This window comes from Parabacteroides goldsteinii DSM 19448 = WAL 12034 (assembly GCF_000969835.1).
In the GTDB taxonomy this organism is placed as follows: Bacteria; Bacteroidota; Bacteroidia; order Bacteroidales; family Tannerellaceae; genus Parabacteroides; species Parabacteroides goldsteinii.
This window is the reverse complement of the sequence record NZ_KQ033912.1, coordinates 2,133,113-2,159,862: the sequence shown is the minus strand read 5'-3', so window position 1 is coordinate 2,159,862 and position 26,750 is coordinate 2,133,113. Positions and strand designations below refer to the sequence as shown.

Sequence of the window (26,750 nt, the reverse complement as noted above, 5' to 3'; positions counted from 1 at the left end):
TGTGGTCGAAGTTGTTGATATTAAAAGAGCTTGCGCTCTTCCATATATTTTTAATATGAAAAAACAGAATTGTTTAACTTTTAAATTTATTTTATGTTGACAAATTCGAAACTGGTTAAAGCTTTGGTTCTGGCAACCGTATTCGGTATGGGCGGAACTATCCATGCAGCCGTAATCCCTTCCTCCGAAGGAACTATGATTACACAGCAGAAAAACAAAGTTACAGGTAGTGTTGTAGACGAAATGGGACCTGTAGCCGGTGCTTCCATTTCTGTGAAAGGTACTTCAAACGGTACGATTACCGACCAGGATGGTCGCTTTGTTTTAGATGGAGTACAAAAAGGAGCGGTATTGGTTATTTCGTTTGTCGGAATGGCTACACAGCAGATTACTTGGGATGGACATAGTGCCGTGAATGTAAAACTACTGAGCGATACGCAGGATTTGGACGAGGTGGTTGTCGTTGCCTATGGTACGGCAAAGAAATCGTCGTTTACCGGTTCTGCCTCAATAGTCAAATCCGACCAGTTGGAAAAGATTTCAGGGGCCGGTTTTGCGGAAGCTTTGCAAGGTATGTCGGCCGGTGTGAATGTCTCTAATAATGAGGGTAACCCGGGGGGCGAAACGCGTATTCAGATTCGCGGTATAGCTTCCATGTCCGGAAAGTCGACACCTTTGTATGTGGTAGACGGCATGCCTTATGATGGTAAGTTGACCTCTATTTCGCCTTCGGATATAGAGTCGATGACGGTATTGAAAGATGCCGCGGCAGCTTCGTTGTATGGTTCGCGTGCAGCGAATGGGGTAGTGGTAATTACGACAAAGAAAGGTAAATCGGGTAAGCCTGTTATCAATTTCAGAGGAGCGTGGGGTACTTCCGATAATGCGGTGGCTAACCCTAAAAAGGCAGATCCTTACCAGCAAATGACCAATTTGTGGCGTGCCTTATATAATGATAAGTATTACGTGGAAGGGATGAGCAAGCAGGATGCAGGCGATTATGCGTCGGCAAACTTGTTGTCGCGTGCTGTAAATCCACGTGTAAATTCAAAAGGCGAAACGGTTTATGTAACCCCGTTCAAGTGGACCGGCGATGCTTCGAATTATGTATTGCATGATGGAAATGGCAACTGTTGGGCTAATCCTAATTTGGAAATGGTTTGGGATGAAAACGATTATGACTGGTACGGGGCTGTTTTCTCACGTAAGTTGCGCCAGGATTACGGGCTGGATGTCAGTGGTTCGAGCGATAACGGGAAAACAAACTATTATACTTCTATTTCTTATTTGAACGATAAAGGGTATGCTAATAACCAGTATTACAAGCGTTACTCATTCCGTGCGAGTGTGACTTCGCAAGTGATGGATTGGTTGCAGATGGGAGGAAACTTGGCCTATAGCTATTCTCGTCAGAACGTTTCAGGGGCAAACCGTGCGTTGGTTTATTCAAACACGTTGAATTCGCCTTGGTTAAGAAATGAAGACAATACGGATTGGTATCGCTCGGAGAAGACCGGTATGCGTATGAACGATTACGGTGTGAACAGTCGTAATTTCTTCGGAATCCATGTCTTAAACGGGGCCGGCGATTATTGGAATAACCCCAATGATGATAATTTCAGCAATAAAGAGGGAGGTATGTTGACGGCCCATTATTTTGCCGAATTTTCTTTGCCGTTCGATATTAAGTTTAAGACGAATGTGAATCTTGATGATATTCAGGAGAATGGCTACGGGTATAGCTCGGCCGTGCATGGTTCGGGGCAACAGAAGCCTTTTGGCGTGACGGTTATGACCAATGGTGGAGATGCCACACGTGAAAACTGGAAAACAACTTCTGTTACATGGAATAACTTGCTGACTTGGAATCGGTCTTTCGGCGAACATAATTTGGATGTATTGTTGGGGCATGAGTTATATTCTTATAACCAGCAATATAATTATGGTTATGGTGAGGGCATCATGCAAATGGGACAGTATGAACTGGAATCAACGACTGCAAACTGGAGCGTAAGTTCTTACCGTAATCGTTATTCTTTGTTGTCTGTTTTTGGCAAGATAGATTATAATTTCCAAAACAAATATTATTTGTCCGGTTCTATTCGTCGCGACGGCTCTTCACGCTTCAGTAAAGACAGTCGTTGGGGTAACTTCTTCTCCGTAGGTGCTTCTTGGAGAATTTCGAAGGAGAATTTTATGGAAGATATCAATTGGGTTGATAATTTGGCTTTACGTGGTAGTTATGGTACTTCCGGTAACGATAAGTTGGTGCCTCGTAATACAAGTAGCGGTACTGCAGGAGATGAAATTTTATATGCTTATCAAGCCTATTATACTTCTGCTGATTTTTATGGTGCTGCCGGATATAAGCCGCGTACGATTGCTACACCTAATTTGAAGTGGGAACGCAACGAACAGTATAATATAGCGTTAGATTTCAGTGTCTTAAGTCGTTTGAGCGGAACGATTGAGTATTATTCCCGTAGTTCGAAAGATTTGTTGTATTACAGGAATTTGCCGTTATCCGCACAGGTAGGTGATGCTGCCGGTTATAACACCAATATGGGAAATGTGCGTAACAGTGGTTTGGAATTGACACTGAGTGCAGTAGCCGTCAAGACCAACGATTTTCAGTGGAACATTGATTTTAATATGTCTACCTTGAAGAACGAGGTGACATATCTGCCGGGTGGCTCTTATACGTATGCGAACCGTGGTGCAACATATAAATTGGAAGAAGGACGTTCTTTATATGAATTTTATATGCCGAAACATGCCGGAGTAAATCCGGATAATGGTAACAGAGTCTATCTGATTAAAGACGATAATGGTGGTTGGAAAACTACGGAAAATTATTCAGACGTCACGATGGACGATTATCAATGGTGCGGCTCTGCGATACCGAAGGCATTCGGTTCTTTGACTAATACGTTTACATATAAGGGATTTGATCTTTCTTTTATGTGGTATGCTTCTTTGGGGTCGAAAATGTACGATTATGTATGGTTGGAACGTACTGCCGGTTTGGATGGAGTAGGCATGATTATGGATCAGGTGGAAAGCAGATGGGAAAAGCCGGGTGATGTGGCAGAATTCCCTCGTTTGTCTTCTGCGAATGCCTCTTTGAACGTAAAAAGAACGGATTTCTTTATTCATAATAATGATTTCTTGCGTTTGAGAAACCTCAATTTAGGATATACCTTACCGAAGGCTTTGACCAAAAAAGTCGGGGTTTCAAATGCCCGCGTATATATTTCAGGCGATAACCTGTTGACGTTTGGTCCTGCCGCAAAACGTCATTCGGAACCGGAAACAGGTGTTATGGGTAACAACTATAATGGTAATACCGAAACAGACAACGGTATCCAGGGGTCAAGACGAGTTTATATGTGTGGTATTCAGGTTTCATTTTAATAAGAGTTTGATATGAAAAGAATATATAAAAATATGAAGTTTGTTGCTGTTGCTCTGTTGGCTTTTTCTTTGAGTAATTGCAATGATGAATTGACAACAAATTCATCGACTGATATAGATGAGAATACGATTTTGGGAAGCACTACGGGGCTGAACATGGCTTTGAATTCGGCTTATAAATATTTGTTGATGGGTGAACAAGGTGGAAGTAGCCAGAACGATGCTTGTTATGCTGGCGTAACCGGTCTGTGCATGTATTACGATTTGCCTGGTGCGGATATTATGAGTACGAAGAACTATGGCGGTTCGGTAGAGGATAGCTATCGCTTGACGGAAGGACGTACACAGGCCGCAGGAGATTATTCTAAACGTATTTGGACGAATATGTATAAGATTATCAACCAGGCGAATATTATTATCGATGCACTTCCGGAGGCTTCGGGTGATGAATCGGAAAAGCCGGTTATCAAAGGACAGTGTTTGGCCATGCGTGGAATTTCTTATTTTAACCTGTTGTTAAATTATCAGCAGACTTATGCGATAGCCAAGGATAAAAGAGGAGTTATCTTGCGGACTTCTTCCAACGAGCCTGATTCCAAAGGGTTCTCGACTGTGGAAGAATGTTATAAGCAAGTGCTTGATGACTTGACGGCAGCCAAAAGCTTGCTTGCTTCATATGACCGGGAGGAACAATGGAAACTTAATGTGGATGTGGTTTCCGGTTATTTGGCTCGTGTTTATCAGGTAATGGGTGATTGGGATAAAGCTTTGGCTGAGGCTAAAAGTGTTTATGACAAGTATAATACGTTGATGAGCAAAGAGGAATGGTGCAGCGGATTCGATAATTTGTTATCGGATGGTTGTAAAGAAGTTATTTGGGGGCTGAATTTTACTAATTTGTCGAATATTAGTTCGAATACTGAATTCAATTACTGGTATAATCAGGATCCGAGTTATGGAGAAGGTATGACAGACGGTCCGATTTATAGTTTTATCAATTTGTTTGTAGACGATAAATTCGTTCAATTGTTTGATGAAACAGATTTTCGTGGTAGTAAATGTACAAAGACCGAAAGCGTAACGGACGATGATGTTAAGTCGGTAATGTTCTGGCACCGTACAGCTAATGGAGACAAAGAGATTGCTGCTAAATGGGCTTACAATAAATTTAAATATTATGGAGATGCCAATGGTGCTCCGCAGGGACATACTTATCCGGAGTTTTCATTAATGCGTTCTGCTGAAATGTTATTGATTATGGCAGAAGCGGAAGCGAATCTCAATAATACGGCAAATGCATTAACTTATTTGAATACACTGCAGAGTGCACGTAACGTTGCGAAGCCAACAACTACAACGGCTAAAACAGAGTTGTTGGAAAGTATATATGTAGAACGCCGTAAAGAATTGTTGGGCGAAGGGGTGACTGGTATGTATGATTTGTTGCGTTTACAAAAACCTTTGTATCGCTATGGTGCAACAGCTTCAAATCCGGCCGGGCATTTTTCTTTAGGTATGACTTATTTGGATAACTATAATGCAGCAGATGCTGAACCTTATGGATATCTGCCGTCAAATGATTATCGTTTTCTTTGTCAGATTCCTCAGTTAGAGTTTACTAATAATGACGCAATAGATGCTTCAAAGGATCAGAATCCTTTCCGTGGACAATAATAATGTTGGAGTATGTTTTAAAAAGGAAGATGGGATAAATTAAATAACGTTTTCTATAACGGGGCTGGTTTTCATTTGAGACAGCCCCGTTTTTGTGTTTCTTTCTTTGCATCCTGACATCTGACCTGCGAGTCCGAAATTACCCAAGAATACCAGATGTACATTTTCTGACGTAACATAAGATATTTTGATTGTGGATGGATACGCACGGCCATATGGCGATCGTCCTCCTCTGTCATGATCAATTCCGGAACTATCGGGCGTAACCCGGATGATCTTGATTACGGAATCATTCGTTTGGTACGTACCGTCACGTTACCTTTTAGACCGACGGCTTCGCCTGTCGTGCCGTTCAGCAGAACGCGCAGGTCACATCTCTCTTTTGCGGCAGGAAATTCAACAGTGAAATCCTCTTCCTTATCTGTCGTTTTTGAACCGATCAGTTGACCGTTGAGCCAGATTTCGGCTTTTCCTGTCAGTTGTTTGAAGAGGATACTTCCGCCTTCTTCCCGATGAGCCTGGTAAGGATTGAATGTCGCACGTAAAATAACGAAATTGGCATTCTCCAGTTTGATCAGATCGCCGCCTGAAATAGGTTGCCAGCTGTTCATATCGTTGTCGGCTATCTGACGGGTAGCGTCGGGTTTATCGGTGGAAAGGGGAGAGGCTACCCATCTGTTCAGTAACATCGGCGGAAATTCTGGTGCGACGGATGGGACAGGGGCAACCTGATCGGCATTGATCGTGATGGTTGCCGGCTTCAGTCCCGGAGTTGAGGCTGTCAGGGTGATTGGACCCGAACCTTCCTTGCTTTGGATGATAACTTGTGCGAGACCGTAGAACAGGCTGCGTTTGTTGCCCTTTTCAGGCTCGTGGCAGTTCGGATTTCCATTGCCCAGACCGATGATTTCGGCAGGTCCTGTAACGGTGAATTCCATCATATTGTTGGCTGTCGGTACGTGACGACCTTTGGAGTCTACAACCTCCACGGTTATCGGCATAGCGTCCCGGCCATCGCCAGCCAGGCTGTTACGGTCAGGCGTCAGGCGAACCTGGACGGGGTCTTTAGTTGTCTCTACTTTGGTACGTGAGACGATCTTTCCGTTCTTGTAGCCGATGGCTTCCAGCTTGCCAGGTTTATAAGGAACAGACCAAGTATTCATTTCGTACGGATCTACCACTTGTTCGGATATTACTTTACCGTTCAATAAGAGCTTTACTTTATCTGCATTGCTTAATGCCATCACCTTGATAGGCTTTCCGATGGAGTCGGCAGGCCAGTTCCAGTGAGGCACCAGTTCCAAGACATCTTTATCCTTTACCCATTGTGCCTGATGCAGGTAATAAGCCATTTTGGGGAATCCGCATAAATCCATGATACCGAAGAAAGAGCTGACTGTAGGCCAGCGATGCGGAGTCGGTTCGCCATGATAATCGAATCCGGTCCAGTAGAAGCACCCTGCCATCCAGGGGCGTTCAGCCACGGCTTTCCAGGCTCTGCGGTGGGTAGCTCCCCAGTCCGCACATTGTGTATCGTATGAATCCATCAGGTTTTTCGACCTGTCTGTTACATATTCACCCCGGATCATAAAGGCGGAACCATCTTCTGAACTGGTCAGAGGCAGGTCCGGGTTTTCTTCGTGGAAACGGTCGTAACTTTCGATCTGATAATTGAATCCTCCGACATCTACCGCCTGCGATACATTATATTCAGAGAAGAATCCTCCGTTCATCGCAGCTGTTATAGGGCGTGTCGGGTCCATCTTCTTCACTACGTCGTACATGCGGCGAACCATTTCAACCCCGTTTTCCGTGCCCTGCATCGGTTCTTCGTTGAAAACGGACCAGAGGATTACGCTCGGACAGTTACGGTCGCGGCGTACTTGCCACTCCAGTTGACGAACATATTCGGGTGAAGTGTTGAACAATCTGTTTTCATCCAGTACCATGATACCCATGCTGTCGCAAGCAGCCATAAATTCTTTGGCAACCGGATTATGAGCAACACGATAGGCATTGACTCCCATCTCTTTTAGTTTGCGCAGGCGGAATTCCCACAAAGCATCCGGAACGGCGACACCCACACCGGCATGATCCTGATGGTTACAAACGCCTTTTATCTTGATATTCTCTCCGTTCAGCCAGAAACCGGTGTTATTATCGAAACGGATCGTGCGGAAACCACATTTGGTTTCGGCTTCGTCCGTTACAATGCCGTTTTGCTTTACAACGGTTTTGACTGTATAAAGAGCGGGGCTGTCCGGTGACCAAAGTTGAGGGGTTGAAACTGTCATTGATAAGTTTGCAATCCCTTCTCCCAATGCTCTGACAGAGAGTTTCTGGGTTTGTGTCGTGATCGATTTGCCATCCGGGGCAAACAAAGAAACTTCTACTTCACTATTGGCAGGTAGTTTACCTGAGTTATATAAGGAAACCTCTACAGGTATTTCCCACTGGCTTTCGGTCTTCTTTACAGGATTGGCAAAGACACCATCTGTGATAATATGCAGCGGCGAGCGTTTTACCAGCCAGGTGTGGCGGTAAATTCCTGCTCCTTCATACCACCAGCCTTCCTGGGCTTCTGCATCTACGCGTACGGCAATGGTATTCACATCGTCACCATATGTTGCATACGGCGTGATGTCGATATACATGGATGTATAACCGCACCAGTTGCGATGCAGTACGGTTCCGTTAACCCAGATCGTGGCATGTGTGGCAATACCGTCGAACTGTAATTCCAGGTGCTTCCCTTTATCTTCGGGAGACAGTTTGAATTTACGGCGGTACCAGCCGAAACCGCGGTCGTAGTAACCCTGCGAAAGGTTGGCTTCCGGGTTTACCCGTCCTTCAATCGCCCAGTCATGGGGGATGTCTACGATACGCCAGGAGGAATCATCGTTGTTTGGGGAAGCAGCTCCGCTCACGTATCCGGCTTTAGCGTTCCGGTAAGTCGCGTTATGTCCTTTAATGACCGGATAGGGGATATCTCCCTTATGAAAACTCCATCCTTTGTCCAGAGACAGAGTTTCCCGGACGGTTACTTTTTCCTGTGCATACACCTGTAAAGAAAAACTGATACACAAAAGAAGTAGAAGACTTTTGAGTGTTGTCATAGCATTTATTATAGAATTATTTGAATATTGTTTCGATCACTTCACCTGTCCAGGATAAGGGTTGTTTAACCTTGAACAGGTGCAGGATGATAGCTGCTGTGTTCACCGTGTTATTGGTTTCCGTGATCTTGAATCTTTTCTTTATTCCTGGTCCGGCGATCCCCCAGGGGACGATCATTTCATCCGTACTCACTCCGCCATGTCCGTAGTTAATGCCGCCATGATCTGTCAGGAACATGAAGTGAGTATCTTTGTATAATCCTTCCTGTTTCATCTTCTCGATGAACTTTCCGATCTCTACATCGGCTTCCTCAATGGATTGTATGTATTCCGGAGACATCCATTTATGTTTGTGTCCGGCATGGTCGGTATGTACGGAATAGAGGAATGCCAGTGTCGGGTTTTTCCGGTTCTCCATCAGAAAAGAAAGCGCTTTCTCGTAGTTCGGCACGTAGGCATCTTCTTCCAGGTAGCTGACTTCATCCAGATACTGTTTATTGTATGGGTAGAACAGGTTGATCCAGTTATAATAGAAAGCTGTTTTTGCCTGTGGAAGTGCCTCTTTCAATACTTTGAATACGGAAGGGTAATATCCTTTGCTATCTGTTTCAATCGCAGGTAATACGAATTTGGAGATTTCCCAGCTATTATCGACTACACCATGCTGTTCGGGGCCGCTTCCGCAAAGATGGCTGGTCCAGTTAGGCAATGTCACCGAAGGCATGACCACACGTGTATCCAGCGAGAGTGAACCTTCGGCCATCAAGGCATCCAGATTCGGAGTTTTTGCCTTCAGGTATCCGTCTACACAGATTCCGTCGAGTGATATTAAAACAATACGTTTTGCAGTAGGCGCATTTACTTTGGCAGTAACTGCCGATATAGGTTGGGTAATGGAGGCAGTGCCTAATGCGACAGCTCCCGCCAGTCCTTTTTTGAAGAAGTTTCTTCTTGAGTTTTTCATATTTTCCATGCTGTGTTTATAAGTATAAGTAAGAAGATCAGTCTTCAAAGGTAGTGGAAAATGTTATTTTGAAGACTGATTCTTTTCGTAAAAAGTACGCAAAGGTTTGCGCTTTCAATAACTATTTATTCCATTTCCAGATTTCCCCTTTTTTCAAACCGTTTGCCTGCAAATAATTACCGTTATACCAGATACGGAATTTATTCCCCTGTAGCGATTTAACGGAAGCATCGACTATTTGTCCGTTTTCCCATTTCACCGCCACTTCAAATCCTCCCCGGGCTTTTAAGCCTGAGAATTCTCCTTTTTTCCAATCGGCAGGAAGGGAGGGAAGTAATTGAATGATATAACCTCCCTGATCGTACACATGACTCTGTAACAACATTTCGGCTATCCCTGCCGTTGTTCCGAAGTTAGCGTCGATCTGGAAAGGAGGACATATTGTGAAGAGGTTCGGGTTGATGCATTTCTTCATGACATCGTCCAGGTTCTCTTTCGCTTTTTCGGCCTGATGCAAGCGGGCATATTGGCTGATGGCCCATGCCGAACTCCAACCGACATAGCCTCTGCGATGCTGGATGCGGTAGTCCAGCGATTTGTTGGCTGCCTCGATCAGGTCGGGAGTTTGCAACATATTGATCTGCGATCCCGGATGGATGGCGAACAGGTGGGAGATATGACGGTGACCAGGTTCAACTTCAGGGAACTCGTCGGCCCATTCCATGATGCGTCCGTCAGAACCAATTTTCGTATCGGCCAAACGATCTTTTGCATCAGCAACCTGGCGTGTAAAATCATCGTCGATGGATAATTCGCTGGATATCATGGCGAAGTCGTCAAACAGTTGCCAGATAGTTTGCTGGTCGTGTGCCGGTCCCATGCTGATCTGGCTATGGCTGCCGTCGGGAGCGACAAACGTATTTTCCGGAGAAACAGCAGGACCGGAAACTAGTTCTTTGGTTTTCGGGTTCTCTGTCAGCCAATCCATATAAAATTCGATAGCTCCTTTCAGTACAGGATATGTTTTGCGTAAAAAGTCTTTATCGCCTGTAAACCGATAGTGTTCACCGATATGTTGGCAAATCCATGCCGGAGCACCGGTGTGCATACCCCAGGAAGCTGCTTCGCCCGGAGAGGTATATCCCCATACGTTCGTGATAGGGTGTACTACCCAGCCCTTCTTATTGTATTGGATTTGTGCGGTCTTGCTCCCTGGTTCAACTAGCGAAGCAATCAGGTCGAACATTGGCAGATGCATTTCTGACAGGTTGGTTACTTCCGCAGGCCAGTAGTTCATTTCGATATTGACGTCGGTATGATAATCGCCATTCCAGGCGGTCTGAAGCTTGTTTGCCCAGATACCTTGCAGGTTGGCGGGCATAGTACCCGGTCGCGACGACGAGATCAGGAGGTAACGGCCATATTGGAACATTTGTTCATATAGGTGAGGGTCTATCATGCCTTTTCGGGCATTCATAACCTTAATGTCGGTAGGGATCGTATCAGGCGTATTTGTCAGTTGCAGATTTGCTCTTTGGAAATAGTCGGTATATTCTTTTACATGTGTTTCATAAAGCTGATTGTAAGATTTGTTTATAGCTTTATTTAAAGATGCTTCGGTGATGCTGCTGAAATCCCGTCCTTTGTAGATGGGATATTCCAGCTTATAATCTGTCGATGCGGTTAAAAACAGAAGAACTTCATCCGCATCTTTCACTGTCAAGGTAGAATCAGAATACGTAACGGAACCATTCATCGGTACAGCTTTTAACCTTGTCATGTATTGAAGCCCATCTCCTCCTTTACCGTCTGAAAGTGCCCCGGCCATGATCAGTTGCTCGTTTTCCGTATAGGTAGAGTAGCGTTCCGGCCGGTTCATCCGGCAAGTAAAAGAGAGTTGCTGCTTTTTATCCGCAGATATTCTCATGACCATGGACTGATCCGGGTGGCTGATAAAGATTTCACGTTTGAAATTTACATCTCCTTGTTTGTAGGAAATCCTGGCTGTCGCATCATCCAGATTCAGTTCCCTGCGATAATCGGTGTAGGGCGATTTATTATCGAAGTCGATCCACAAGTCGCCCATCGTTTGATAACATCCGAAAGGGGCGTTGCTGCCTTGTCCGTGCCCGGAACCTTTTCCGGTACATATTTGTGTACGGTTTGTCAGGTCTGTGGCTTCTTTATATTTACCGTCAAACAATAGTTGTTTGATTTCTTCTATATGTTTGGCCGCTTCCGGATTGTCGCTATCCTGTATGCTTCCTGACCACATGGTCTCTTCATTTAGTTGGATACGTTCTTTGTGTACATCTCCAAAGACCATAGCACCGAGTGAACCGTTTCCTAAAGGTAAGGCTTTCAGCCACTCTGCATCATCGTCATATCCTTTATTCGGATTATCCGTGGCGGTTGCGTCGGCGGGAGTATTGTACCATAATGTTAATGGTACTTCTTTATGTTCTACGGAACAGGCGGTAAAACATAAAGAAAAGAGGCCTATAACAAAAACTATGCTTCTAATTTGTTTTTTCATGACTTATAAGTTCTTATAAATATAATCGGTGGAATTTCTTCACAGTCTTTAATATTACTTCTGTACGGAGAAAGTAAAATAAAGACTGTGTAAAATTAAGGAACAGACTTCTATTATAGTTGATAAAATGAGATGAATACTTTGCATAATTCGATATTATCAGGATAATGATAGTTGTTTTATTTTATTATTGTATAGAGTGCTAGTTGAAATTAAGCTGTATCCATCCGGCTACGTCTCCGTCTTCGTCTTCGGCGATATATGAATCCAGATATCTTGTCCTGTTGGAGTCGTAATTAAAGTAGAACTCATTACCTGCATCAGAATAATTGGCAACCAGGAAGGATATAGCATCGGGTAAAACCCAAGCTCTGAAATGTTGCTTTCCATTCGACTCGATTGTTACGATAACTTCGATTTTTGTTTTTTTTTGGTGTATATTCAATGTTTTATTAAAATGGAACTTCTTCGAAATATTGTTGGAGATTTAGGAACAAAAGTAAAGAATTCTGTAAGTATCGCGAGGTATGGTGGTACTTACAGAATTCTTTTTACTTTGTTCTTTACGGGAGAGCAGTTATAGATATCTATGATTTATTGATTATTTAGTTCGAATCGATATTCCTGTTTTACCAGTATATCAGAAATAGTCGGAACGACACAATCTGCCGGAACGACATTTTTCTCGAAATAAATAGGAACATCAGCCGATTTCAGCCCGTCGATGCGGATCACCATCGGATTGGTATCGATAGATTCTTTCAGGCGGCTTAAGCTGAGAATCCACTCTGTGCCATCATAGAAGGAGTCGCCGATCAGATTTCCGTTCAGGTAAGCGTTGGCTACATCTCCTTTATAAGAAATATACATACGTGTTTCCTCGTTGCCACAAGTCGCAGCCGGAGCTTTTACTTCATAAAGGCCTATATGTTCTTCAGGAGCAAAGGCGGAAGGCTTGTTCTTTCCGGTAGTTGTTGCAACAGGTTTGTTGTCTGCCGATAACCAGGTTGCATCTGTATTCCAGAGGATACGTTTACCATTCTTCAAAAGAACTTCTATTTCCGCTGTGATCTCTTTATCATTAGAAAGATTAAATTCGATCGTATTGTTGCCGTTTTGAATGAAGTCGGTTACATTAGCATAGGAATAACTGTCCATAGATGTCGTTTTTGTTTCTTTTCCGTTGATCATACAACTGATTGGATCGGATGATACATAACGTAAATAGGCGCGTTCTACTTTTGAGAATGTGCTCAATGAGAACTGACGTTTTGCTATATTACCTTCTGTTGGACGTATCCACAGGCTTTTTTCCATCGGAGTGATCGGACGAAATTCTGCTTGCAGATTATGCGCGCTGCTTTGGAATGTTTGTTGCTTGAAATTACCGTCCTCATATGTCCATATCTCTGTTGACGGTTGATCGTCGATTAGAGTGATCTTATCGTTATCGTAGATTAATGAGGAATTAGTAATAGCAACAAACTTTTTACCTTTTATCGTACCTTTCCAGATATGATCCGATTCTTCTTCAATCAGCGTGACAAAGCGTACTGTGGAACCATTTTCTTTTGTAATCTTTATGATACATTCTTTCCCCGGAGTCAGTTGGTTGATGAAATATCTGTCTTTCTCTTTCCGGTAAGAGCCATTCTTTACTTCGATATTCCGGATGTCTTTATTTTCAATTAAATATTCTCCCGGTATGGCATCGTCTTCAAAGAAGAAATAGGTATGGTTGTTGCCTTCTTTTAAGGAACAAACAGGTTGGGTTGTTGAATATTTCAACAGTACATTACTTAGTTCCTGATTGAACGGCCAGAGAAAGTAAGTTCCGTTTTTTACCGTTACTTTCTGACGTGGTATACGGATTGTCTCGTCTTTCAACTTTATGGAGAACTGAACATTTTTATAGTCTTTCCGGCTATGTTTGTATAAATAATTGGAACAGAACAGATAACCGGTATTCCCGTTTAACCGGACGGCCCATTGCAAGTTGTCTCTATCCTGGTTAGTGGTAGGCAGGTAAGCGACAGCCGGAGCCAGCGCTGTTCCGAAATCATTCATGAAATAGTTATATTTCTTCGTTTCCTGCATGACTGTACCCAAAGTTCCGAATTCACGGATGGGGGCCTGGTAGTCGTAACTGATGCGAGGACCGGATGATTGGTATGTACTTATTTTCCCGACAGGATTAGTACCACCGGTGTACATATAATATCCCATCATATTGGCTCCGCACCCCAAGCGTAGATTGATGTTTTCTCCCGCCATTTCTTCCGGTACGACGGCACGACGTTGGTAGAATGCTGTGGTTCCAACGCCTATTTCACAGGTGAAGAAAGGGGAGTCATTATTTTCTCCGCTTAAAGATTCTACATCTCCTTCGATCTTGATAATATCGGTACCAATATTATCAGAAAGACGGTTGTAAGTGAAAAACTCGAAGTTGGAAGTCGGTATTTCATTTTTTCCAGATGCAGTCCATGGAGCCTCGATATAGAACCCGGCATAGGGCACGATTTCCCCTTTCGGATACTCGCTGTCCATCCAGTGGGTCATCGAATAAAGAGGAACATCGAATCCTATTTCTACTGCCATCTTTTTCAGGTTGAGAAGATGCGAGACGATCATTCCCGGGCGTACGTATTCGTTTTCCAGTTGAAGAGCCATGACGGGGCCTCCGTCTTTCCATAATAATCCTTTTACCTGGTCGTATACAGCCTGATACCAACGCCGTGTATATTCGAGATACAAAGGATCGTTTGAGCGGGTTATCAGATTTTTATTATTGACGATCCAGTCAGGTAATCCTCCGTTTTTGATTTCCGCATTACAGTAAGGACCGAAACGCAAGTGCACTTTCATGTCCAGTTCCTTGCACAATTCGATAAAACGGCGGAGATTGAGATGACCTTCCCAGGATAGTTCACCTTCAAATTCCTCGTGCAGCGACCAGATACAATAAGTGGCCACAATGTCAATGCCGGATGCTTTCATTTTCAATAAGGCATCGCGCCAGTATCTCGAATCCATCCGGTTATAATGAATTTCTCCCATTACGGGGAGTTGAGGAATGCCACCTTCTTCCAGATACAGGTTATTAATGCGGATTTCTTTCCCGGCAGGACCGGTATGGCCTAGCGACAGGTAGTTGATTGTCGGTGGGGTGATGCGGTTTAAATCTATTTGGTACTGGGCGGATGCTGCTCCAGCTAAAAGAAGGAATGTTGATAATAAGCGTGTTTTGTACATGTTTTATTGATGTTTTGAGTTTTTAATGCAAAGAAAAGGTTTTGGTTTGGAAATAACAATATCATTGTTATTTGATAGGTAGTCAATAGTCTTTTATTTTTTCTATAATGTTGTCTTTTATCATAACATTGTTACACTCTCGTGTTTTTATTAGTTTTTCTAGGTTTGAATTTTCTGGTGTAAGGAATAAGTTTCCGGTTATATTTAAGCCATCAACTGATTTTGCGGAAATTGCGTCAACTCCTTTTAATTGGAAACGATTATTGGAGATTGTAATATTTTGATGTACATAACCTGCATTTTGAATATTTTCAGGAGCAATAAGGATAACAGGAGTATTACATTCAATGAAATTATTGTTACGGATGGTAACATTACGTACCATTCCTGATTCAAACCAGCTGCGTGCATCATCGGCTATAAGGAGACCGTTCATTTGCATACGGAAAAAAGTATTATTTTCAATCAAAATTTTTTGACGAGTGGTTACGAGTAGTCCTCGGGATGGAATACGGGTAAAATAGTTATTACGTATAACCACTTCCGGGGTATAAGTTACATTTTCAACAACGAGATTGTTTGTTTCCCTGATTTTTTGTGGAACGGATTGATTTAGTGTAATGACTATTTCACGTTCATTTCTCATTTCTGCATTTTTTACTTTGAAAGATGCTAATGGCATTAATGAATGAGCATTAATGAAGTCTATTTCGTTCCCTGGTAGGAATGATTGAAATCCATATGTTTGAGGATGCATATATTTAACAACCAATTTATTAGGCGAAAGAAATTTAGTGACAGCTAAATGTGTACCGTGTATATTAATAGGATCATCTTGTGCTCCGGAGAAACGGGAATTTTCAATAAGGATTTTACCTTTGCATCCTGACATTTGTATGAAGTCTGCGAATCCGGCACATGTACGCCCACTTATGGCTTCCGGTTCAAAAGTTAAATGGCGGTATGTAATATTTTCTGAAACCTGTCCAACAAGTCCAAAATTGCCCAAAAAGGCAAAATGTATATCTTCTAATGTAATGTCTTTACTATATTGAATCAGTCCGCAAGCTTCATAACGATAACCACTACGCATTTGGAATATCATGCCTGGTTTTGCTTCAGGTTGTTTATTGTATACAAAACGAAGTTGGTTGGGTTCTAATTCAATTGCCTTTTGTAAATCGGTTAATGGTGACCAACTACGCCATGTAATGTCTTTTTCCGGATCATATATTTGGGCAATACCTTTTGATAATCTCCAATTGTCACCTACAAAAGAAAATTCCCCATCTTTGATAGCATATTTTGATTGTGGATGGATACGTACATTCATATGACGATTCCCGACTTTGGTAACAGTCAATTCAGGAACAGTCGGGTCAGATGCCGATATTGTGAAATTTTTGAATTTAATATTTTCACATTGGTCAATGACAAAACTAGTCATCTCGCCATGTGTAATAAAATGGGCTCCTTTTCCATCGATTGTTACATTTTTTAATCCTTTCAACCACAAACCGATATGCTTGATAGGATTAGGATTGTCTTGCTCTGATGTTGTATTGGAAATATGATAAACTATCTGTGATGAGCTATTTCTATGGATATGATAGTTTGCATTTTGAAATTCAATTACAACTGCTTTTCCGTTATATTTTTTTGCTTTATCTATAGCGGCCTGAATTTTTGTAGTCATATCGCCTTGTTCAGGTATAACTCGAATTACATTTTGTGCAGTTGCTGTAATTATAAAAAAAGAATAGAGGAATAAATAGAATGCTTTCATGATATTTTTGATAAAGAGAGAGTGCATCAAAATTCACGATTAAGTCTGTTAAAACAAAACAGAATTTTGACACACTCTCAAATGAAACTTATTTTTTGAAATCAATGATTTTTATGCTCCACTCTGTCGATGTCCCACTTGCAGAGGTTACTTGATATATAAAGTCTTTAGCCGAAAAATCCTGAGGAGCACCTAAAGTAGGTGAATTTCCAATTGGTTTGATACGTGCGGCAGTAGAAATATCAACATTCATTGTTAGATTATTTAATGATACATTCTCACGGACTGTGGAAGTAAAGGCATTGGAAGCCTCAGGTACGGTAATTGTACAAGAAATTTCCTTGCTTTTTGCATCAATATTTTTGTCAACATTCATTTCTATGACTCTTAATCTTTTTTCTGTTTCATCCCACCATCTGTATTCGAACCTTATATTGGTGATTTCGCTTTGATCATAAGTTTCCAAATCATCCAGTCCTGCCTTTAGGCATGATGATGTTGAAACCATCAGTAAAAGAAGTAGTATAAAATTATTAATTGTTTTCATATGCTCTATATTTTTTGTAAAAGCTATTATTACCATAAATCATTTTGATCCAATGAAGGATTCAGATCCCTCTCACTTTGGGGAACGGGGAATAAGTATCTCTTTTTGGTAAATATACGTTCATTTTCACTTGATCTATATGGAAGAAGAATATGTTCGAATGATTTTCCATCTTCTGAAATAGAAATAGATTGATGTACTTTCGTTAATTCTTCAACTATATCTTTTCCATCAGCTTTTCCCCATCTTAACAAACTCCAGTAGCGATCACTTTCATGAACTAATTCCAATCTGCGTTCTCGTTTGTATTCTTTCCAAACTTCCTCTATAGGTAGACCTGTAGGTAATGCTGGTAATTTCCCGTGTGCGGTTCGGGTCTTATTTATGTATTCTATTGCTGTATTTGCATCATTCAACCGTAACATTGTTTCAGCATAGTTTAAATAAGAACGTCCTAAACGCATGATTATATAGTGATAATATGTGGGATCTGCATACCAAAGAGGTTTTTTAGTATATACGCCTTTTCGATAAAGATAACCTGTTAATGCAATTCCCCAGTCTCCACCTATTCTACTGTCCCAATGTAGGTTTCCTAATTTGCGGGTAGAAATGAGGCTATTGAAATATTGAGTGGAGTCATAAACAATAGTTGAATAAAAACGAGCATCTCTATTTTTATAGATTGTTTGTGAGACATAACCTCCATTTACTTTATAATCTTGGTAATAACTGGTTTTATCCCAATCTTTAGCTTTGCCATCTTTGTCTATTACTTGGTAGGTATTTACTAAATCAACCGATGGAAGCATGGATACCCAACCTTCAAAGCTATCGTTTAATTTAGGTAGTGCCTCATCAATAATTTTACTATTATTGACATTCGGAATAAGCCCTTGCATCCATGTGTCAGCAAAAGTCGTTCCATTTTCAGGTTCCCATTGGGCGAAGATGATTTCTTTGGAATTTAATGCATAATCGAAATCATTAAACATCTTTTCGTAATCTGTGTCCAATTCGTAAGCATTCAGATTAAAAAGAGCTTCACTGGCTTCTTTGGCTATCATATAATAGTCATTCTGGCCGGTTTCAATATAGGCAGCACCATGTAAAGCAACTTCTGCTATTAATGCATAAGCTGCTCCTTGGGTTAACATCCCTTGCTGGTTTGATAAAGTTACAGGTAGATCAGGTGCAGCTTCCTGCAAATCTTTCAGGATGAAATCATATGTTTCTTTAATTGTGTTGGTTCTTGGAAATTCCATATTTTCATCCTTATCGATCAATCGATCTACAATCATGAGCTTTCCAAATAAACGTGCTCTGCTATAGTAGATCATTGCACGTAACATTTTAGCTTGTGCTGTAAAATATGTTTTATCTTTCTCCAGAAATGATGAGTTTTTCATGTTTTCAAGAACAAGATTACAGTTACGAATACCTTCATATACATCTAATCCTACACTTTCATCATAGGCATTCCATCCTGCATCATAATACCGGTCAATTTGCTCTTTATTGACTTTTGAATCTCCAGAACGATCTACAATAACATCATTATCTGTTCTGGAATCATCATTGACTAATTTCCTTGCAGCATCATTCAGTGTTGGATAAATGAAGGCTTGTGTTAGTTCGGGTGATCCCCAGATATCATCTTCGGAAAATTTGTCCAAAGGTTTTTTATCCAGAACATCACTGCAACTGAAGCAACCTAATGTTAAGGATAAAGCCATTATTTTTATATTCATTTGTTTCATGATAATATTAAGTTTTAAAAACCAATTAATACACCTAAAGAATAAACACGTTGAAATGGATAATAAGCGTAATCTACTTCGGTTTCCGGATCTTGGAAGTCATTTATGCCGGAAATAGTAAATAAGTTAGTACCTGTTAAATTAATTTTACATGTACTTATCCATGGTACATTTTTTAATACTGAATATTTAAAATCATAACCTAAGGTTAAGTTCTTTAATCGAAGATATGAAGCGTTTTTTACCCAGAATGTAGATTTTTCCTGATTATTACCACCGTTTACGTTACTTGTTAACGATGTTCTGGGGAAAGAAGCATCTTGATTATCCTCTCTCCAATAGTCTAATTGTACTTTATCAAAAAGAACACGAGCTTCTCCCATTCTGTATCCATTATTAATAATGATATTACGTTTACCTGTACCGTAAAATAGACCGGATAAAGTGAAGCCTTTATAACCCAACAAGAAATCAACACCATAAGTAAAATGGGGTTCTGTAGGCATTCCGTAACGAATTTGATCTTCACTATCAATCTTTCCATCACCATTTATATCCTGGTAAGAAATATCACCTAATTTGGTTTCAGAAGATTGTAAACGGCGTGCCGAGTTTAAAATCTGTTCAGGAGTATGATAGAGTCCGTTAGCCATATAAATAAGATCTTTATAATGGTCTGTTTGATGTGTAACTCTTTTCCAAGGGTTTTTTAAATCAGTGATTTTTTCATCTGCTTTTTTTACCCATAGATTGTTGTAATAAGTCATATTGGTTCCTATTTCATAAGTAAAATCTTCCACATTGTCAGACCATTTTGCATTGAATTCAAATCCTTCACGACGATGTTTGCTGTCTGATTTAATTTGTGGAAGGTCTTTACCTAAAGGAGTTGTATATCTGTCTTTAGGAGACATTAAACCTCCTTCAGTAACATAATAAAAATAGTCGATATTACCTTTAATGCGATTGTTCAGAAATGCGTAATCTAATCCATAATTTAAAGAATTACGTGTGTACCAAGTCAATAATTCGGGAGCAACTAAAGCTCCTTCGCTGAATCCAAAGAGTGATTTACCTCCTATGCAGATGACATCCTCTTTTAATGAATATGTTGATAAATAACCGAAACGTTCTACGTCAGTTTCTGTTCCGGTTTTCCCGTATGAAGCTCTGATTTTTAATAGATTGACATTGGATAGATTTAATGCTTTGAAAAATGGTTCTTCTGTGATATCCCATGCTGCAGCAACAGAAGGGAAGAAGCCCCAACGATATCCTGGTGCAAAATTATCGGATCCATCATAACGGAAACTACCTTCAATATAATAGCGGTTATCGTAGTCATATTTCAAACGACCGACTACACCCATACGACCTCCTTCTTCGGATTTTCCGGAGTTTTGCATTCCAACTGACGGACCTGCGAAAAGCTGATCGACTTTGCTGGATAGGTAATCTCTTCTAGAAGCCCAAAAATCACTACCTGTATTTTCAGTTACAGTGAATACGGCTTTTGCATCAATATTATGTTTTTCGAAAAAAGTCTTCTGATATGATGCATTCAGTTCTAAATTGTATACTTCTCCAAAATATGCTTCTTCTTTTAAGTGGGGTTTGGATACAATAAATTCTGAACCATCTGTATTATATTGGGGAGCACGTGCTACAAATTTTTTCACATGAGAAGAATTTAGACGATAATGTAACATTGTACCCAACGACAGTCCTTGTATCCATGGCAATACCCAGTCTGCTATGAATTGAGTGTTTACAAACAATCCGTCTTCTTTGTTATATCCAGAGCGTTCATCCATCTCTGCTAACGGGTGATGTGAAAGAGATGTGTAAGTCCCATCTTGGTTAAAGGCTGGAGTTACAGGTTCAAGGCTATTATAATGGACTCCATTTGCCCCTACTGAAGGCGCATGTCTTTTTTCCATTGCTGCATTGACATTTAAGGCGACTTTTAATCCAATCTTGTCAAAAGTGGTATTAATATTACTTCGCACATTATAACGTTTATAACTTAATGCATCCGGAGTACTGTATAAGCTTCCTTGATCAAGGGCTCCTAACGATAAATAGTAATTTATATCTTTTGCATTTCCGGACATCGATAAAGAATGCTTATATTCAGGAGCAAAATCATTAAATACTAAATCTCTCCAATCAGTATTCGCGTATACATATGGATTTGTTTGGTTCTTAATTGTTTCAAGAACTTCTTCTGAATACCTGCTATATGGACCAAAACCATCTGATATACCTGCATTATTTTGTTCAACAGCAAATGTATAGCCGTCAACTTTATCAGGGTAGAAAGTCGGTTGACTAAATTGTGCATTAAATGAATATGTAATAGCAGTTTTTCCTTTACGACCCTCTTTAGTTTTTACCATGATGATACCGTCTGCAGCTCGAGAACCATATACGGCTAATGATGCAGCATCTTTTAAAACAGATATACTTTCAATATCATCCGGATTAAGAGTTTGGAATTCCCATCCGTCCCTACTTATGACACCGTCAATGACGTAAACAGGATCTCCACCTCCTCGAATAGATACTTTAGGTTTTGCCCCTGGTTCGCTACCATGTTCCTGGATAATAACTCCGGAGGCACGTCCTTGAAGGGTGGTTGCAACAGAATTGAAAGGAAGTTCTTGTAATTTTTCACCTTTTACAGAGGTAACCGCCGATACCATTTTCTTGGCAGAGGTTGTACCGTAACCAATCACGACCACTTCGTCCAATAATTTTGTATCCTCTTTTAATGAGATAGCAAATTCGCTTTTGTTTCCTACTTGGATTTCTTGCGGAAGGAATCCAATATAAGAGATTACCAGCGTAGCCTGTTCAGGAACTTCCAGTGTGAAACGTCCGTCCATATCGGTAACAGTACCGATGGTGCTTCCTTTTATCATGATGTTTGCACCGGCTACAGGTCCTAAGTTATCAGAAACAACACCCGTAATCTTTTTTTGTTTTTGTTGAACAGAGGCGCCTTTCGTACGTAACGAAATATACCCCTCATTAAAATTATATGCAATTTCACTATTACCGAATACCTCTTCCAGCACTTTGGATACAGGTTTATTCTTTGCATTTACTTGTACCTGTTCCTGTAAGTCTATCTCTTTTTCACTGTACATGAAAAGATAATCGGTCTGCCTTTCTATCTCATTGATAAATTCTTTGAGTGGCAGATTATTCCTGTTGATGCTCACTTTTGCATTTTGCGAATGCAAAGAGGTTGCACTAAGCTGGAAAATTGCAATTAACGTGAGAACTGTTGTTATTTTCATAATACGAATTGTATGCTTTAATTCAATATAATTGACACAATTGAACAATAGCAATAAGTTTTTTTTCATAACTTTGCTCATAGCTTTAAAAGTTAATACTGTTTTTGAATGTTTGTGGAATACATGAAAGAAGGAAGGTATTGACTTGGGGTGAGTGCTGGTAACACTTGCCCCTTTTTTATACCATTCCTGTGTAATGATCTGGCTTTACTTCATAGGCATTCTATTTTTAGGTGAATATGTTGTATTTAATATATTTCGATCTCTTCGTTATTGATTATCTTATACTGGAAATGATGCACCCCTTGTAACGCTTTCAGGATCCTTTCAATTTCATCACTCTGGCGGAACTTACCAGATACATACTGGTCGATCCGGGCAGATGATTTCACATCGAATTTTACGTTATACCATAACGTGAGATAATCCAGTATTTCCGAGAATTTCTTGTTGCTGAAATAGAATATTCCGCTTTTCAGATATTCTTCGTTGTTGAATGAAGCGGCTGTTTTTATCAGATTCCCATTCGACAAGGATACCATCTCGTAGGGTTTCAGTATAATGTTTTCCTCTGGCTTACTGTTGTTTGTGACTTGTACACTCCCCTTTACCAGGTTTGTTTCAAATCGTTCGCTTTCCGAATAAGCAAATACATTGAAGCGGGTTCCGAGTACCTTTATATCATAACGTTGTGTTTTCACGATAAAAGGTCGTTTGGCATCTTTTGTTACCGAGAAAAATCCTTCACCATCCAGTTCTACCGAACGTTCATCCTTGCTGAATTCATTCGGTATTTTGATAACGGAGCGGGGGCTTAACCAGGCTTCTGTCCCGTCTTGTAGGGTCATAAAGATACGTTGGCCTTTAGGGACTTCTATCTTTGTATAGAGCGGTGCTTTTTCTTCCGGGATGAATTTGTCGGTAAGCAGCCAGATGTTAATCAGTAAGATGGCTACGACAGCGGCATATTTTGCCAGATTGAGATAAAGCCGGCGAGCCTGTTTCCGGTTGATGCGACTTCCCAGTTCTTCTATTTTGAGTGAAGCCCATTTATCGTCTCCATTCTGTTCTCCCAGCTTTGAAATAGTTACTGTATTTTGCATACGGATAAATTCAGCTTTCTTTTCCGGACTGGATTCTATCTGGTCGAAGAGATCTTTCTTTTCTGTGTCTGAAAGTTCCCCAAGGAAATATTTATCTAGTTGTTCGTTCATGATACTTTATTACTCTTTCTATTAGTATGACGAAATATTTCCGACCATCTACTAGTCGGAAACAGAAAAAAATAAATTTTTTTTGGAAAAGATTTTAGATAATGAAAATAAAGAGAGGGAGGTAGTCTTTCAATTCAACCTTTAATTTACGTATAGCGGTTACGATGTGATTTTGTACGGTATGGACAGAAATATTCAGTTGCGTGGCTATTTCCTCATGCTTTAATCCGTTCATTCTGCTCAGAATGAACACCTGCCGGCATTTCTCCGGCAGGTGTTCAATTGCCTGGGCTAATAAATTTTCTATTTCTTTTTCGGTAAAAATGTTTTCATCGAATTGCATCAAGGCTTCCATTTTCAGTTTCAGTTCTCTGTCCTGTAGACTGTCCAGTGATTCTTTTTTGCTGTCTATTAATGTTTTATGGCGATAAAAGTCGATGCATCTGTTTTTAGCCAGTGTGAACAGGAAAGCGTTGAGGTTGGTCAGGGACTCCAGCATATCGCGGTGTTCCCACAAATACATGAAAATATCCTGTACGATGTTTTCGGCATCTTCGATGGATACAACATATTCGCGTGCGAACCGTACCAATTTAGGAAAATATATCAGATATATTTTCGAAAAGGCATGTTTCTCTGTCCCTGAAAAGTTATTCATATTTTTTCCTGTTTATTAATGGGCACATATAATACAGCCTTTCCATATCCCAGCTTTTTTATTCTGCCGTCTTCGATCAGCTCTTTCAGGTCGCGCACGGCTGTGGACCGGTTACATCCGTTTAACCGCATGTATTGTGCCGCAGTGAAAAACTCTTTTTCTTCCGATGCGATCAGCATACGGCCTTTCCGTTGTTCAGGAGAATAGCTTGTAGCACAGGCATCGGAGTCCCTTTCCAGGTCTATAGACTTCAAACGATTTTTTAATTTTTTACTCCCTTTGAAATGCACATTCCCGAAATTTACGGACCAGGAACGTATTTCTTTTTTATCCATCACCGGGCGACTTTTCAGGGAGATGGAAAATGAACCCAGGTCATCTAACTCGACAGTATATCCGTACCGCAGATTTTTCGAAATAACTTTGGCCAGCGCATCCAGCATTCCTTTGGTGGTGGCCGTGGAATAGCCGCAACTATCAGCTATCTCTTCTGCAATCTCCTGTGTATGGATCGTTCCTCTGGGTACAATCCGGGCATGTAAAGGTTGCTTCTTTCCGTCGCCTTTGGGGTTCGGATTCTCATATAACGCATATTTTGCTCCCATAATAGTCGTTGTAAAAAGGTAAATTTCAGTTTAGTATTGCATATCACAGTTGTCTTCCTTTCATATCACAGTTGGATTCCGTTTGTTTCACAGATGGATTTCTTTTGTTTCACAACTGTGATATGAAAAGAGGATTTGTACAAATGTATAATATATCTCGGGAAAATCACTCTGTCCGGCAGGTAATTTTTTATTCCCGGCGGGTAATTGGGATTATCTTTGGGGAACTTTCGACGAAATGAATTAATAAGATATACTGTCGGATTATAGAATTAATGCCTATATTTGATGAGATTCAAAACATGACTGTAAATCCGGTGTTATTATGAGAAACTTGATAATAAGTATTTTGATGTGGTTATCCTTTATAGGATGTTCTGATAAGGATGGTTTGTTAAGTCCGGCAGAGATGAAAGAGGATATCCGGTTCTATTTTCATATGATCAGGGATATTCATCCGGATCCCTATCAACGTTATGATTTGCTGACTTTTGTCAGGTTGGAGGCTGAGATGATAGAGTCTTGTTCTGAGCCTATGGCGAGAGAGGATTTTGGATTCAGGTTGATGAAGACCCGTAAATTCCTGGATGGGCATGTCGGGGTTTTCGATTTCTTTTCTCCTCCGGGGCGCTATCATTTTCCGACTGTAGAATTTCAGGGAAATCTGATGTTGTTAGGGAATGATACTTTATTGGCTGTGAGAGATTCTTTCGCTTCTTATACAGCCCTGGATGTAGATTCTATGATTCCGTGGGACCAGCCTTCGAAAATCCGAAATGAGAATATGAATTTGTTGTTGAATTTGTTATTGTCTCCAGCAAATAAGAGTACAATGACCTATACCGGCGTATTAAAGACTGCGAATGGAACTCGCGATACGCTTATTTGTGTGGATACCCGTAGGGTAAAGAAGAATCCTATTTATACCCAGCCTTATTCTTCAAAAGTTTATCCGGAAGATTCAATAGCAGTTCTTTATTATAATAGTTGTATGATTTATGGCGAAGAAGATGTGAAGCGTTATAAGGAATACGTGGATACCTTTTTTGACGAACTGAAAAGTAAGGGGATAAAAACGTTGTTTATAGATGTCGCGCATAATGGAGGCGGATCGGATGGTAATAATTCTGTCATAATAAATCATTTAAAAGCAGATGCGTTTACTTCCAAAGTAAGAATGACGGGTAAGAAAGCAGGGGTGGAGGAATTCATCAATTCAGATCTAATCAAGAAGTTCTTTAATGAGAATCAAGAAGAAAAGAATTACTGGATGGAGACATTTGGGAATCCTATTATGGAAAAGGGTGTTGCGTTTCTGGAAGAATATACGCCAGGCAGGGAATCCGGTTATGATGGAAATGTTTTTGTGATTATGGGAAATAGAACGTATTCTGCCGGAGCTGATTTTTGTTTGACAATAAAATTGTCGAATGCAGCCATATTAGTAGGGGAAAAGGCAGGTCAATATTATCCGATTTGTGGAAACGTTATCAAAGGGACTTTACCTAACTCGAAGATAATATATCAGGTACCTTCGACGGAGGGTTTTCATGAACCGGAAACTTTATTTGAGGATGGGTATATCTGTCCGGATATTTCATATCCGCTGAAGGAAGAGATGGGGGTGGAGGATTATAAGAAAGTGCTTAGTATTTCTTCAGCATCTTGATTAATTATATATCCGGAATTTTGACACAGTCCTAGCAGAACTATGTATAAATAATACACAAATATAATAAGATTATTTAAAAATACGTTTAAATTCATTCATATTGTAGTCTAAAATTTAATATGTGAACCAAACTTAGCCATAAGCGGTGTTATTTTTTTCTTGTTTATTCATCCTTTTTTCTTTTTAGGCATGAGTTCTGCTAGGACTATGTTAGTTAAATAATGTATAATATTGGGCTTCAAGA

Annotated in this window: 15 protein-coding genes; 3 read left to right on the top strand and 12 right to left on the bottom strand. The window is 40.6% G+C overall.

Features of this window, described 5'->3' with window-relative positions; genetic code table 11:
• The first annotated feature begins 93 nt into the window (after positions 1–93).
• Together HMPREF1535_RS08010 and HMPREF1535_RS08005 are read left to right on the top strand one after the other, a co-directional pair.
• Positions 94–3,414 (top strand): SusC/RagA family TonB-linked outer membrane protein, encoded by a 3,321-nt coding sequence (locus HMPREF1535_RS08010; RefSeq protein ID WP_009860561.1) that lies wholly within the window; start codon positions 94–96, stop codon positions 3,412–3,414.
• A 12-nt stretch (positions 3,415–3,426) separates the two neighbouring features.
• The gene (locus HMPREF1535_RS08005) at positions 3,427–5,088 is read left to right on the top strand and encodes a RagB/SusD family nutrient uptake outer membrane protein (RefSeq protein WP_009860562.1); all 1,662 of its coding nucleotides are present in this window, start codon (positions 3,427–3,429) and stop codon (positions 5,086–5,088) included.
• 281 nt (positions 5,089–5,369) lie between these two features.
• Here HMPREF1535_RS08005 and galA read toward each other — a convergent pair whose 3' ends face one another.
• The 12 genes from galA to HMPREF1535_RS07945 form a co-directional block, all read right to left on the bottom strand.
• On the bottom strand, positions 5,370–8,204 hold the full coding sequence (gene galA, locus HMPREF1535_RS08000; protein WP_046145798.1) for a beta-galactosidase GalA: 2,835 nt from the start codon (positions 8,202–8,204) through the stop codon (positions 5,370–5,372).
• A 16-nt stretch (positions 8,205–8,220) separates the two neighbouring features.
• Positions 8,221–9,168, bottom strand: coding sequence for an alkaline phosphatase family protein (locus HMPREF1535_RS07995; RefSeq protein WP_046146465.1), 948 nt, complete (start codon positions 9,166–9,168; stop codon positions 8,221–8,223).
• Positions 9,169–9,289: 121 nt separating this feature from the next.
• Positions 9,290–11,704 carry a glycoside hydrolase family 95 protein gene (locus HMPREF1535_RS07990; RefSeq protein WP_046145797.1) on the bottom strand — a complete coding sequence of 805 codons (2,415 nt, stop codon included), beginning with the start codon at positions 11,702–11,704 and terminating at the stop codon, positions 9,290–9,292.
• A 202-nt stretch (positions 11,705–11,906) separates the two neighbouring features.
• The gene (locus HMPREF1535_RS07985) at positions 11,907–12,149 is read right to left on the bottom strand and encodes a hypothetical protein (protein WP_046145796.1); all 243 of its coding nucleotides are present in this window, start codon (positions 12,147–12,149) and stop codon (positions 11,907–11,909) included.
• 149 nt (positions 12,150–12,298) lie between these two features.
• A complete protein-coding gene (locus HMPREF1535_RS07980; RefSeq protein ID WP_046145795.1) occupies positions 12,299–14,959 on the bottom strand; it encodes a beta-galactosidase in 2,661 nt (886 codons plus the stop codon).
• An 82-nt stretch (positions 14,960–15,041) separates the two neighbouring features.
• On the bottom strand, positions 15,042–16,745 hold the full coding sequence (locus HMPREF1535_RS07975) for a right-handed parallel beta-helix repeat-containing protein (protein WP_087880759.1): 1,704 nt from the start codon (positions 16,743–16,745) through the stop codon (positions 15,042–15,044).
• 88 nt (positions 16,746–16,833) lie between these two features.
• Positions 16,834–17,292: a DUF5018-related domain-containing protein gene (locus HMPREF1535_RS07970; RefSeq protein ID WP_046146463.1), complete on the bottom strand. Its 459-nt coding sequence runs from the start codon at positions 17,290–17,292 to the stop codon at positions 16,834–16,836.
• 29 nt (positions 17,293–17,321) lie between these two features.
• A complete protein-coding gene (locus HMPREF1535_RS07965; RefSeq protein ID WP_046145794.1) occupies positions 17,322–19,052 on the bottom strand; it encodes a RagB/SusD family nutrient uptake outer membrane protein in 1,731 nt (576 codons plus the stop codon).
• A 14-nt stretch (positions 19,053–19,066) separates the two neighbouring features.
• Positions 19,067–22,426, bottom strand: a complete 3,360-nt coding sequence (locus HMPREF1535_RS07960; RefSeq protein WP_392391960.1) for a SusC/RagA family TonB-linked outer membrane protein — start codon at positions 22,424–22,426, stop codon at positions 19,067–19,069.
• Between the two features lie 179 nt (positions 22,427–22,605).
• Entirely contained in the window at positions 22,606–23,571 is a 966-nt protein-coding gene (locus HMPREF1535_RS07955; RefSeq protein WP_046145792.1) for a FecR family protein, read from the bottom strand.
• Positions 23,572–23,665: 94 nt separating this feature from the next.
• Entirely contained in the window at positions 23,666–24,229 is a 564-nt protein-coding gene (locus tag HMPREF1535_RS07950) for an RNA polymerase sigma-70 factor (protein ID WP_046145791.1), read from the bottom strand.
• Complete coding sequence (locus HMPREF1535_RS07945; RefSeq protein WP_009860572.1) at positions 24,226–24,834, bottom strand: HU family DNA-binding protein; 609 nt, start codon at positions 24,832–24,834, stop codon at positions 24,226–24,228. Before HMPREF1535_RS07945 ends, HMPREF1535_RS07950 begins: the two co-directional genes overlap by 4 nt.
• Positions 24,835–25,159: 325 nt before the next feature.
• On the opposite strand from HMPREF1535_RS07945, the gene HMPREF1535_RS07940 reads away from it, so the two are divergent.
• Positions 25,160–26,503 (top strand): S41 family peptidase, encoded by a 1,344-nt coding sequence (locus HMPREF1535_RS07940; RefSeq protein WP_046145790.1) that lies wholly within the window; start codon positions 25,160–25,162, stop codon positions 26,501–26,503.
• Positions 26,504–26,750: the final 247 nt, after the last annotated feature.